We start from the raw sequence: 12853 nt of genomic DNA on the forward strand, positions 1-12853 counted from the left end.
CAAGGCTTATGCCGCGATACCGCTGTGTCGGAGTAATGGCGTTACTTCCGGCTCGCGGCCACGGAATTCGACAAATAAGTCAGCAGCACTTCGACTGCCACCGCGTTCGAGAATACACGTTAGGAAATCACGTCCGGTTGCAGCACTAAAGATACCTTCTTCCTCAAACCGAGAAAAAGCATCTGCGGAGAGCACTTCAGCCCACTTGTAACTGTAATACCCTGCGGCATAACCACCGGCAAAAATGTGTCCAAAACTGTGCTGAAAACGGTTGTAAGACGGTGGCATGCGTACGGCAACTTGCTCTCTGACTTGTTGCAGTACGTCATTAATACGTGCTCCCTGCTGTTCGTCGTATTCGCAATGCAGGCGCATATCAAACAGCGAAAACTCAAGTTGTCGAACCATTTGCATGGCCGACTGGAAGTTTTTTGCAGCCAGCATTTTCTCCAGCAGTTCCTCTGGCAACGGTTCACCGGTTTCATAATGACCGGAGATATAAGCCAGCGCCTCGGGCTCCCAACACCAATTTTCTAAAAACTGGCTTGGCAACTCGACGGCATCCCATTCCACGCCATTAATCCCAGAAACGCCCGCGGTATCAATTTGCGTGAGCATATGATGCAACCCATGGCCAAATTCGTGGAATAATGTCACCACCTCATCGTGAGTGAATAGCGCCGGTTTACCGCCCACGGGCTTATTGAAGTTACAGGTTAAAAAGGCAACCGGGTTTTGCAGTTCGCCATCCGGCTTTTTACGACGGCCAACGCAGTCGGCCATCCACGCCCCGCCACGTTTGCCGGCGCGTGCGTATAAGTCAAGATAGAAGCTACCGCGCAGTCTGCCATCGGCATCATGAATGCGGAAAAAGCGCACGTGCTGATGCCACTTATTAACGTCTTTTTGTTCGCTGACCGTCATACCGAACAGCCGCTTAACCACCTCAAACAACCCATTTAAAACTTGTTGCTCAGGAAAGTAAGGCCGCAACACTTCATCAGAAATGGCATAACGTTGCTGTTTTAGTTGCTCACTGTAATAAGGCACATCCCAGGCTTCTAGTTCTGTCACCCCTTGCTCAGCAGCGTACTGTTCAACTTCAGCGTATTCTTGTTTCGCCTGCGGTAATGATTTGTCGGCGAGGTCGTTTAGGAACGCCAGCACCTGTTCAGGACTGTCTGCCATTTTCGTGTGCAGCGACATCTCGGCATAGTCATTAAAACCCAGTAACTTGGCTAACTCATGCCGCAATGCCAGTGTTTCGTTCATGATCTCTGTATTATCGAACTGTCCACCGTTTGGTCCGGTCTCGGATGCCCGGGTTGTGAACGCGTAATACATTTCCCGCCGTAATTCCCGATCCTCGGCATACAGCATCACCGGTAGATAACTTGGAATGTCCAATGTGAATAACCACCCACCCTGCTCCCCGGCGGCTTCTGCAGCAGCTTCTTTGATGCTGTCCGGGAGACCGGCTAGGCGATCCTCATCGGTAATGTGACAGGTCCAGGCATGGGTCGCATCGAGCAGATGATTACTGAACTGCGATGACAACTCCGACAGCCGGCTGGTGATTTGTGCATAACGTTGCTTATCAGCGTCGTCGAGATCAACGCCTGACAAATGAAAATCACGCAGGGTATCGGTAATCAGCTTTTGTTGCGCCTCGCTCAGCGTTTCAAATTCATCACTGTGACGCAACGACTGATACGCATCGAATAGGCCCCGATGCTGACCGACAAAAGTGCTGTAGTCCGATAGTAGCGGTAAACAGGCATCATGAGCCTCGCGCAGCTCTGCCGTACTTACCACGGCATTAAGGTGCGATACAGGCGCCCACACTTTTTCAATAGCTTCGTCGGCATCGGTCAATGGTTCCACTAACCCGTTCCAGCTAAAGTCACCGGCCGCCAGCACATCGTCAATCGTACCTCTGGCCTCTGCCAAGCGTTGCTTAACCGCTGGCACGATATGTTCCGGTTTAATGGCTTCAAAATCCGGCAGGCTCTCGCCGCTTTCGTGCACCGCTAACAGTGGGTTATCGCTCATCTTTGCCTCATCAATTTATCTAACGTAATAATCTACGGATTAACTCTGGATATTGGGCTATTTGTCTCATCTTCAAGTCAAGCCTCTGACTTTCGCGTTCGGTTAAGCTATCATCATAGGCACAAAAATTTCGACACCCATGTGCCAACTATCGTTTTCTAATAATAAAAAGGCTTACCAATGTCCGTTTGTAAACCATTTATTCTTCCTTTACTGGCCGGTGCTTTTACGGTTATCTCGCTGAGCGGCTGCAGTAGTACCGATACGGTGCCAGTCACTGAGATCGCTCAGACTGACCGCCAGCCCCTGAACATTGAGTCCATTTATGCCAGTGATACTTTCCGCTTAGAGTATCCGGCGCCCACTCGCTGGTTGGAAGATGGCTCAGGCTATACCACTCTCGAAGCGTCAGACTCTGCTAACGGTCGGGATATTGTTCGTTACCATCCGGAAACCAACCAACGCGATGTTCTGGTCAGTGCCGAACAACTGACACCTAAAGAGGCTGAACGAGCCCTTGATATCGCCGATTATCAGTGGTCTGCCGACGGTAGCAAAGTATTAATTTTTACCAACACCAAGCGTTCATGGCGTACTCATACACTGGGTGACTACTGGGTTCTTGATCGCAACAGCAACGAGCTCCGGCAGTTAGGTGGTAACGCACCCGAATCAACGCTACAGTTTGCTAAATTTAATCCGCAGGGTGATAAAGTCGCCTACGTGATGCAGAACAACATTTACGTACAGGACCTGACTGACTTTAACATTACGCCGATAACCACGGATGGCGATGAGTTTATCGTGAATGGCACATTTGATTGGGTGAACGAAGAAGAGTTTTTCCTTCGTGATGGTTTCCGCTGGAGTCCCGACGGTGAGCATATTGCCTATTGGCAGTTGAATACCGAAGGCACTCCGTTATTCACCATGATCAACAATACCGATGAGCTCTATCCGACGCTCAAGCAGTTTCCTTATCCGAAAGTGGGTGAGGTCAATGCATCAATGCGCATCGGCGTCGTTGACGCCAATGGTGGTGATACCACCTGGATGCAAACGCCCGGTGACCCACGCCAACACTATTTAGTTCGTATGCAGTGGGCGGGCAACAATCAGCAACTCCTGATTCAACAGCTAACCCGGAAACAACACATTAATCGCGTATTTCTTAGCGACATTAACAACGGCAAAACCCAGGAACTGATCCGCGAAACCACAGAATCATGGGCAGAGTATGTCGATGACGTTAAGTTTATGGACAACGGTGAGCGTTTCACCTGGCTGTCCGAACGCTCGGGCTACCGCCACCTCTACGTGGTCAATAAATCTTCGGGAGCAATGACGGCGGTAACCCAGGGCAAATGGGATGTGGTTGAAGTCCTGCGAATCAATGAGTCCAGTGGCTGGGTTTATTTTATCGCGTCACCGGAGAACCCTCTTGAGCGCTACTTATTCCGGGCGACCTTAGACGGCAGCGGAGTGCTACAGCGGTTAACTCCGGATCAGGCTGGCACCCATGCGTACAGCATTTCTCAGGACGGTCGCTATGCCGAACACACGTTCAGTGCCGTTGACCAGGTACCGCAAACCCATATGGTTCGACTGCCTGAACACGACGTCATTCGTCCGGTTGTTGTTAACCAGGACGTACAGCAAGCTGTCGATAACATCCAGCGTCAGCCACTCGAGTTTTTCCGCGTCGAAGCGCGCGATGGCGTTGCGCTGGACGGCTATATTATGCGTCCGGCAGATTTTGATCCCAGCAAAAAATACCCCATTTTGTTTTATGTTTACGGCGAGCCCTGGGGTCAAACCGTCGCCAATAAATGGGGAGGATCAACCTACCTGTGGCACACCATGCTCACGCAACAGGGCTATATTGTTGCCTCCATAGACAACCGCGGTACTAAGTCTCCACGCGGCTTTGAATGGCGCCGTTCCATTTACAAAAATCTTGGTGTTATCACCGTACGTGATCAGTACGACGCCTTGCAGGCAATGGCCGAGCGCTGGGAATTTATCGATACTGACCGAGTCGGTATTTGGGGTCATAGCGGTGGCGGTTCACAAACCCTCAATGCCCTATTCCGTTATCCCGACACCTATCACATGGGCATGGCGCTGGCTCCGGTACCGGATTTAACGCTTTATGACACCATTTATCAGGAACGCTATTCCGGCTTGCTACCGGAATCGGCCGAACGCTATAAAGAAACCTCGGCTATCACGCATGCCGAACATTTACAGGGCGACTTGTTGCTGGTACATGGCACGGGGGACGATAACGTGCACTTTCAGGGTTCTGAACGGCTGGTCAACGAGCTCATAAAACACGGTAAGCAATTTGAGTTTTTTGCGTATCCAAATCGTTCACATGGTATTTACGAGGGTGAGGGAACCGTCCCCCATTTACGCACCATGATGACCGAGTTTGTGCAGGAGCATTTGCCTGCCGGCGGCCGTTAACCGCTGATCTTTCGATAACCGCAATCGGTATTAACACATAACATCACCCCGTATCTGCATTGCATGATGCGGGGTTTTTCTTCAAGATAAGCGCATTTATAGGTTTTTTACAGGAGTTAAGCAGTATGAGCAGACATTATGACTACCTTGCAATTGGTGCCGGCAGCGGCGGCATTGCATCAGCCAACCGCGCCGCTATTCGTGGTGCTAAAGCGGCGGTCATCGAAGCCAAAGCGGTTGGCGGCACATGCGTTAACGTAGGCTGTGTTCCCAAGAAAGTTATGTGGTATGGCGCTCATGTTGCAGAAGCTCTGAAATACTCACCAGCCTATGGTTTCGACGTCGAGCAGAAAGGATTCGACTGGGCCACCATGGTGAAAAACCGTGAAGCCTACATCGAACGAATCCATGGGGGTTATCATCGTGGCTTTCAGGGTAACGGGGTTGAGTTTATCGAAGGCTTCGCAAAATTTGTCGATCATCGTACCGTAGAAGTGAATGGCGAGCACATCACCGCCGATCACATTACCATCGCAACCGGTGGCCGTCCTCTGATTCCTGAGATCCCTGGTGCGGAATACGGCATCGACTCAGATGGCTTTTTTGCTCTCACAGAACAGCCCAAGAAAGCCGCTGTCGTAGGCGCGGGCTATATTGCCGTGGAAATCGCCGGCGTGTTTCACGCGTTAGGTACTGACACGCATTTACTGGTACGTCGTGATCGCCCGCTACGGAATTTTGACAAATACATCACCGATGGCCTGCTCGAACGGATGAAACAAGACGGTCCCGAGTTGCATACCGAAACCACGGTCAAAGAGGTGGTGAAAGAAGCCGATGGAACACTGACACTGCACTATGAAAATGGACAGTCACTGCAAGGCGTTGATTGCCTGGTTTGGGCCATCGGCCGAGTTCCGGCAACCGACAGTATTAATATCGAGTGTACGGGTGTAGAACTGGATGCCGACGGCTTTATTCAGGTTGATAAGTACCAGAATACCAACGTCCAGGGTATTTATGCCGTTGGTGATAATACCGGAGCTGCCGCGCTGACCCCGGTCGCAATCAAAGCTGGCCGGCAATTGGCTGAGCGACTGTTCAATGACATGCCGGATGCGCACATGGATTACGACAATATTCCAACCGTCGTTTTCAGTCACCCCACCATTGGTACGGTAGGACTGAGCGAAGAAGATGCTATCGTTAAATACGGCGCCAGCAATATCAAAGTGTATACGTCATCGTTCGCCGCCATGTACAACGCGGTCACACCTCACCGTGCACTCAGTTATTTCAAGTTGGTGTGCTACGGTCCGGAAGAAAACGTGGTTGGCATTCATGGTATCGGCGAAGGTATGGATGAAATCTTACAGGGCTTCGCCGTAGCGGTGAAAATGGGCGCCCGCAAATCCGATCTGGATGCTACGGTTGCCTTGCACCCGACCTCTGCCGAAGAGTTCGTAACGCTGCGCTAAGCCGCACTCCTCGTTGTCACAAGCCGGCTATAATGCCGGCTTTTTATTGCCCGTAAGGCGTTGTTAAAACTCTGTTACAAAGTTTCTGCCGGAAGCACTGCGATTGTCTAAGCCTTAATGCTAGAGTCATACTAACCACTATGACCCCATGTATTGAGAAACCATCATCATGAAAAAACTAGTACTTGCTACTGCCATTAGCAGCGCATTGTTAGCCGCTGGTTGTGCACCCACCGATAGTACAACCGCACAAAACGCATTAACCACCGCTCCAGAGGCTGTCGAGAGCGTCATTAAAAGCCCGAATGACCAACGCGAATACCGCACCATCACATTAGATAACGAGCTACAAATCCTGTTGGTGTCTGATCCCTCGACCGAAAAATCAGCCGCCTCGCTGAGTGTCGATGTCGGTTTGTTACACGACCCCATGACCCAGCAAGGTATGGCGCACTATCTCGAACATATGTTGTTCCTGGGCACCGAAAAATACCCGGATACCAACGGTTACAGCGAGTTCATGAGCAGTAACGGCGGTAGCCAGAACGCGTACACATGGTTGGATATTACCAACTACATGTTTAAGGTGAACAACAACGCCTATGACGAAGGTCTTGATCGTTTCTCCGACTTTTTTAAAGCACCGATGCTTTACCCGGAATATGTTGATAAAGAGCGTAATGCCGTTAACGCTGAGTGGTCAATGCGCCGCGAAATGGACTTCTTCGGTCAGTTTAAACTGGGCCGCGCACTACTGGGCGACCATCCCGCTAACCGGTTCCTGATCGGAAACCTGGAAACGTTAAGCGACAAAGAAGACAGTAAGCTACACGAAGAAACGGTAAAATTTTACAACCAGTATTATTCCGCCAATATCATGAAAGTTGCCATGCTGAGCAACCGTTCGTTGGATGAAATGGAAGCACTGGCTCGTAAACATTTTGCCAGTATTGAAAATGATGACATCGAAAACCCTGAAGTAACCGATGCCATCGACTTTACCGAAGTGGGTTCAAAACGCATTCACTATGTGCCAAACGAAGACGTCAAACAGCTTAAACTGGAATTTATTATTGGTAACAACCAAGATCAGTTTGCGGTTAAGCCCAACCGATACGTCACTTACTTGCTCGGCTCTGAAATGCCTGGCACACCGGCTGCAACACTGAAGCAGGCAGGCCTGATTTCCAGCCTCAATGCGTCGGCAGCACCAGATTATTATGAAAATTACGGCGTGCTCTCGATTGATTTTGAACTGACCGATGCCGGTATGCAGCAACGTGAAGAGATTATTCGCGTGATGATGAACTACATCGAGCAAGTTAAAGAAAACGGCGTTGACGAAAAATACTTCAAAGAAATTCGTACCAGCTTACAAAACCGCTTCCGCTTTCTCGAGAAAGGTGATGAGTTCAGCTACGTTTCATCCCTTGCCGAAGCCATGCAGAATTATCCGGCGGAATACGTGATCAGCGCACCGTTCGAATTCCAGCGCTTTAACCCGGACGCCATCAATGATGTGCTGGATCAACTCACCCCTGAACGGCTGCGTATCTGGTATATCAGCCAACAGGAGCCGCATGACAGCGAACTGAAGTTCTATGATGGTAAGTACAAGGTCGTCAACCTTGATAACGAACAGTTGAAACAATATCAACAGCCCGCGAAGATTGCGGTCACGCTGCCGAAAGTCAATGAGCTGCTGCCGGAAAGTTTCGCTCTGCGTGATAACGAAGCTTTTGATAAACCAGAGGTTGTCATCGACGAAGACGGTTTCACGGTCTGGCAGTATCCGAGTCAGGAGTTTGCTGACCAGCCGCGCGGCATTTTTACCGTTAACTTAAATAATCCGGCCACCATAACGGATATTGATAAGCATGTACTTGCTGCAATCTGGCGCGACCTCTACAGCTTAAACACCAGCGCACTTGATACCGAAGCTGGTATTGCTGGTATGAACCTGAGCCTGGCAAACGGCGTTGGCATGACGCTAACGGTATCGGGCTTTACCGATAAGCAACCCGAACTGCTTAGCCGCGCACTCGAACAATTGACCTTCGAGGTTGACGAACGAGCCTTCAAACAGGCCGTTGATCGCTATGTCCGGGGCTTAAAAAACCGGGGGCAACAGTTCCCGCTGTACCAATCGTTTGATGCTTATGGCAGTGTTATTCGCGAAGGCAGTTTTGCGGAGGATGCGCTGATCGACACCGCCCAGTCATTGGCCGCCGACGATCTGGAACAATTTATGTCAGAATTACTGTCGTCCAACAACGTTCGAGCCTTTGCCTTCGGTAACTATAACCAGCAAGACGTTGATCGCGCCGTTGCACGTATCCGCGCTCAACTGCCGGCTGATCGCACCATCAGCGATTACCGCTATGCTCGTTTTTACGAGCCCCAGGCTAATACCTCCGTGGTATTACGTAAAGACTTGGAAGTGGCTGACGTCGGTATCGTCGATGTACACATGCACCCTGAGCCGGGTTTTGCCACTCAAGCCGCCGGTACCGTGCTGCAGAACCATTTCCGGACCGCTGCGTTCGATACGCTGCGAACCGAAGAACAATTGGCTTATGCCGTCGGTGCCTTCGCGCCGTCACTGGATACGTACAGTGGTTTTGGCCTCTATATTCAGACACCGGTGAAAAATGTGGCCGATATGCAGGCTCGTTTCGACGAGTTTAAGCAAGAATACTGGACTCAGCTCAGCGAGTTATCGACAGAAAAATTCGAGCAGCTCAAAGCCAGTACCTTGGTAACCCTGAATGAGCCTCCGAAAAACCTTAATGAAGAGGTAGCACCATTACTGTCGGACTGGAGTATGCAACGTTTCGATTTTAACAGTAAGCAACAGCTTATCGATGCGGTCGAAACACTTACACTGGACGATGCAAAGGCGTTCTACCAGGCCACGTTACTGGATCCAAATGCGGCGCGCATTTCTGTACAACTGCGCGGTGAAAAGTTTGCCGATCAGCCGTTTGCCGACATTCCAAATATGGAGGTCATTGAACAGTTATCGGATTTCCATGCGGAGATGCCGAAACAATAAACGTTTCGGAACAACAGAAAAAGGCAGCCCTTCAGTGGCTGCCTTTTTATTGATAAGCGCTCATTTCTGCGATGCACCATTAACTAACTTACCGCCGGCGCCCTGCGGTGTAGCGGCGACCCGGAACTGCTGTTCAGCTCGTGCGCCGACGGCCATGATCTCGACAGCGGTTAATGCCCGATTACTTTGCCACAGTTGCAACGCAATTTCCTGTTGGGCGAGCTGCACAGATCCGCGCAAACCAGTAGCGCTTGCGTAACTTTGCGGACTGACCTTAAAGGTCTGTTCCACTTTGTGAGATGGCTCTCGTACTTCACCTGCCAACGCAGAACCACAAACCAAAGAGACAGCTAATACCAAACTTCCAATACCTGCTTTCATATGACACCTCGTGACGGCCTCTAACGGTATACATTAAGTCGTTGTCATGACCCAAAAGGTTGTATTGAACTGCAAATAATTACCAACCTGACGTTAGACTAGTCCATACGAAAAGAATTGCTGTTTAACAACGTAATAAACTGTAACCAGGTGCGTCTTGTTAAAATTGGTTTACATCACCTGCTAGCGCGCTAATATGGGGGTTTACGACACTGTCCAACTGCTGACCACGCCAAGGAGTCCGGGTGCTAAAGCAATTAACGGAGAACGTTGCCTCCTCACTCGTTACACTCATAGCGATTAGCTGTGTAATGCTTGGGATGGCCGGCTTTAGCAACCTTGTTGTCAGCGATAACGCGGGCATTATGCCGATCATGACGCCGCTGCTGTCACTCACCACGTTAATAACCGGTGTGGCAATCGTGAGTTATCAGTTGCAACAATGGCTCATCACGCGGTTGTTGGGACTGATTCTGATAGTCCTTGGCGTTTATGCAACAGGCTGGCTGACCCTGCAAATCTCGTTATGGTTGCCCACCACATCTATGGTCGTTGGTTTGGTACTGCTGGCGTCGTCAAACCGTGCGCTATCCGCACAAATTTGCCGCTGGAGCGGACTGCTTTTGTTAGTCTTCGCAACCGGATTGTTTGTATCGCTTTGGTTGCGCGGTTACACCACCTCTTGGGCCACTAACCCTATTGCTGTAACGGCTGCGATGGTGATCATACTGTTAGTCGGAGGCGCTTTTCTATTACTGCCCAAAGCATTGGAGCAACCAACAAAACGCAATTTTTCCGGTATTCTTGTTGCGGCCACTATCGTAATCGCTACGGTAGTCATTTGGGGCATACTCTCCAATGAACACATCGATAACATTAAAAGCCGCGGCGCACTGAACCTGCAAAAATCCAGTGAAGCCATAAGCTCACGGTTGGATATACAAAATAAGGCATTGGTGCGGCTGGTCAGTCGCTGGAATCATGTCGCCGAGGACAGTTGGGAACAGTTGATTGAAGTCGACACCACAACCTACCTCAATGATTTTGAGTTAATCCAGGCCATGATGCTCTACCAACAACAGGAGTTCGACAATCCGCTGTTGACCAAGGCAACCGCTCCGGCCGAATTGTTAATCGCGGATATCGATAGCATCAAAACCTGGCGCCAACAGCAGTTCAAGCAACAGGGTGCCGTTGTCGTTGAAGACTCTCTGGCCACCAACGAACCCCGCTTTATTCTGGTTTTCCCGATCAATAATCCGCATTATCCTGCACGCCAATTGCTGGTGGTATTGAATCTGAAAAAGTTGCTGTCCGTCAGCAAAATCAGCTACCTCGATTATTTTGACACCTATTTAAAGCTCTCCGACGATTACTTTTTACCGATAAACAGTCAAGCGTTCGCTCCGTTATCTAAACATGAGCTGGCGAAGAAACATTTCTTCCAATTATCGACATCACTGCCCGTATTTGGCGAGCAACCGATGACGTTTCATGCGGTCCTCAATGAACCTGGAATTTTCTGGCAAAATGCGGCGATTAACCAAGCCGTGCTATTGGTGGGATTACTGCTTGCAGCGTTATTCCTGGCAACCTTTGACATCAACCGTCGGTTAAACCGGGAACGCAAAAAACTGTTTACCGTCGCACAGTTTGACAGTGTTACTCAACTGATCCGAAGAGACGTGCTTGAGCAACGCATGACCGAATACCTGCAAAAAAGCCCGCATCTCAGTTGTTGCGTTTTGTTCATCGATCTTGATGGCTTTAAAGCGATCAACGACAACCTCGGGCTACGCATAGGCAATAAACTCCTGCACAGTGTCGCCAGACGCTTACAGCAAAACCAGCAGGATAATTTGCAAATCGCTCGCTTTAGCGGTGATGAGTTCATCGTCTTTGCCCCCGATACGGATCTGCAGAAAGGTCGGGAGCTGGCAAAAACGTTTTTGCGTCAGATCAGAGAGAAGTTCGACTTTTATGAACTCGATTTGTATTTAACCGCCAGTATTGGTCTGTCGGTTTCTAAATTCCACAGCACCGATGCAGAACTGTTAATTCAAAATGCCGACGTCGCCATGAGTCACGCGAAACGCAGTGGTGGTAATACTTTCGAGGTGTTCGCGGACAAAATGGCAATACAATACGAACACGAACTGCATTTACGTAATAAACTGCAAAAGGCCATCGAACAGCGAGAGTTTGAAGTTTACTACCAGCCCTACGTATCCGCCAGAGGGCAGCGTATTATTGGTGCAGAGGCATTGGTACGCTGGCCGCAACCGGATGGCAGCTTTATTTCTCCGGCGGAATTCATCCCCATTGCGGAGCAAACCGGACAAATCGTTCCATTGTCTAAATTGATCATGCGGGCTGCCATCGCCGACCTCGCTAAATGGCAAGTTGGTAAAAACTTTACGTTATCGATTAATCTATCGGTCAAGCAGTTTCAGCGCGAGAACATTATTGGAACCGTTTCCGAACTCGCCCAAGAATATCAGGTGCCACTGCAACAGTTGCAGTTTGAGTTAACCGAGAGCGTTATGGTCGAGGATGCGCAAAAGGTATTCCGGGAGCTGGCTGAACTCAGAACCATCGGTTGCCGGGTGGCGATTGATGACTTCGGTACCGGATTCTCCTCGCTCTCATACTTAAGCCGGCTACCCATTGATACACTAAAAATTGACCGTGAGTTCAGCCAATCGATATTTACCGATCCAGCCAGCCCTACAATTTGTAAAGCCATTACTGATATGGCTCATGGCCTTAACAAGATGGTTATCGTAGAAGGTATCGAGACACCGGAACAGGCCGATTTCTTTATGCGTCAGGGCTGCATGGGTCTACAGGGGTTTCTGTTCTATAAACCCATGCCTTTTGACGAATTCTATAAAACGCTGGCGGCGGAGACTACTCAACACGAGTAACGCGGAAGCGGCGATTAGCGCCTTCCCGTCCAAAAAAGAAAGAGTTCAAGGCACCACGTTCAATGTAGTAAGTGTCCTCTTCATCCCAACTGAAATACCCGACACTTTCAGTTTGTTTCCAAACTTGTCCGTTGGCCAGCGTAATAATCCAGTTGCCATAAGGATCTTGTCTGCGGCTGGCAATCTCGACGGTCAGTTTGTCGATGCTCTCCATGTCCTTGGCATTTTTATGCTCAATACCAAAGCGTGCGGCAGCATCGCGATGAGTTTGCTGACGCTCGGCTTTTACGGCCTTTTGCGGTTGTTCTTGGGGCGGGTTATCACTGTATTTTTCCGCCAACTTGTCAAAACAGACAAGACGCTGCAATGAATCTTCAATGGTGGCACAGCGTTGCAATTCATCCTGCTGCGCGCTCACCGGCATCGATGCCGTTACCGCCGCAAGTGCTAAAACCAAACTTACACGAGAAAACATGTTGCTACCTCTTATT

The 12853-nt window shown here is 49.8% G+C and carries 7 protein-coding genes; 4 read left to right on the forward strand and 3 right to left on the reverse strand.

Annotated features, from left to right (window positions below; all coding sequences use genetic code 11):
- Window positions 1-6 precede the first annotated feature (6 nt).
- Entirely contained in the window at window positions 7-2052 is a 2046-nt protein-coding gene (gene prlC / locus C5610_RS12140; protein WP_105307384.1) for an oligopeptidase A, read from the reverse strand.
- 180 nt (window positions 2053-2232) lie between these two features.
- Here prlC and C5610_RS12145 point away from each other — a divergent pair, with 180 nt between their 5' ends.
- The 3 genes from C5610_RS12145 to C5610_RS12155 all read left to right on the forward strand — a co-directional run bounded on the left by C5610_RS12145 (window position 2233) and on the right by C5610_RS12155 (window position 9054).
- Window positions 2233-4521, forward strand: coding sequence for a S9 family peptidase (locus C5610_RS12145; RefSeq protein WP_105307385.1), 2289 nt, complete (start codon window positions 2233-2235; stop codon window positions 4519-4521).
- Window positions 4522-4646: 125 nt separating this feature from the next.
- On the forward strand, window positions 4647-5999 hold the full coding sequence (gene gorA, locus C5610_RS12150) for a glutathione-disulfide reductase (protein WP_105307386.1): 1353 nt from the start codon (window positions 4647-4649) through the stop codon (window positions 5997-5999).
- Window positions 6000-6168: 169 nt separating this feature from the next.
- Window positions 6169-9054 carry an insulinase family protein gene (locus tag C5610_RS12155; RefSeq protein WP_105307387.1) on the forward strand — a complete coding sequence of 962 codons (2886 nt, stop codon included), beginning with the start codon at window positions 6169-6171 and terminating at the stop codon, window positions 9052-9054.
- Between the two features lie 60 nt (window positions 9055-9114).
- On the opposite strand, the gene C5610_RS12160 is transcribed toward C5610_RS12155, so the two are convergent.
- Entirely contained in the window at window positions 9115-9435 is a 321-nt protein-coding gene (locus tag C5610_RS12160) for a hypothetical protein (protein WP_105307388.1), read from the reverse strand.
- A gap of 245 nt (window positions 9436-9680) precedes the next feature.
- Between C5610_RS12160 and C5610_RS12165 the strand changes: the two genes are divergently transcribed.
- On the forward strand, window positions 9681-12362 hold the full coding sequence (locus C5610_RS12165; RefSeq protein ID WP_158682698.1) for a putative bifunctional diguanylate cyclase/phosphodiesterase: 2682 nt from the start codon (window positions 9681-9683) through the stop codon (window positions 12360-12362).
- On the opposite strand, the gene C5610_RS12170 is transcribed toward C5610_RS12165, so the two are convergent.
- The gene (locus C5610_RS12170) at window positions 12346-12837 is read right to left on the reverse strand and encodes a hypothetical protein (RefSeq protein ID WP_241970627.1); all 492 of its coding nucleotides are present in this window, start codon (window positions 12835-12837) and stop codon (window positions 12346-12348) included. The two genes, C5610_RS12165 and C5610_RS12170, sit on opposite strands and share 17 nt — an antisense overlap.
- Window positions 12838-12853: the final 16 nt, after the last annotated feature.

The sequence above is a fragment of the Idiomarina sp. OT37-5b genome (assembly GCF_002968395.1).
Taxonomy (GTDB): Bacteria; Pseudomonadota; Gammaproteobacteria; order Enterobacterales; family Alteromonadaceae; genus Idiomarina; species Idiomarina aquatica.

Coding starts and splice junctions, on each gene's coding strand:
- prlC (WP_105307384.1), bottom strand. CDS start 2,052: ATGAGCGATAACCCACTGTTAGCGGTGCACGAAAGCGGCGAGAGCCTG.
- C5610_RS12145 (WP_105307385.1), top strand. CDS start 2,233: ATGTCCGTTTGTAAACCATTTATTCTTCCTTTACTGGCCGGTGCTTTT.
- gorA (WP_105307386.1), top strand. CDS start 4,647: ATGAGCAGACATTATGACTACCTTGCAATTGGTGCCGGCAGCGGCGGC.
- C5610_RS12155 (WP_105307387.1), top strand. CDS start 6,169: ATGAAAAAACTAGTACTTGCTACTGCCATTAGCAGCGCATTGTTAGCC.
- C5610_RS12160 (WP_105307388.1), bottom strand. CDS start 9,435: ATGAAAGCAGGTATTGGAAGTTTGGTATTAGCTGTCTCTTTGGTTTGT.
- C5610_RS12170 (WP_241970627.1), bottom strand. CDS start 12,837: ATGTTTTCTCGTGTAAGTTTGGTTTTAGCACTTGCGGCGGTAACGGCA.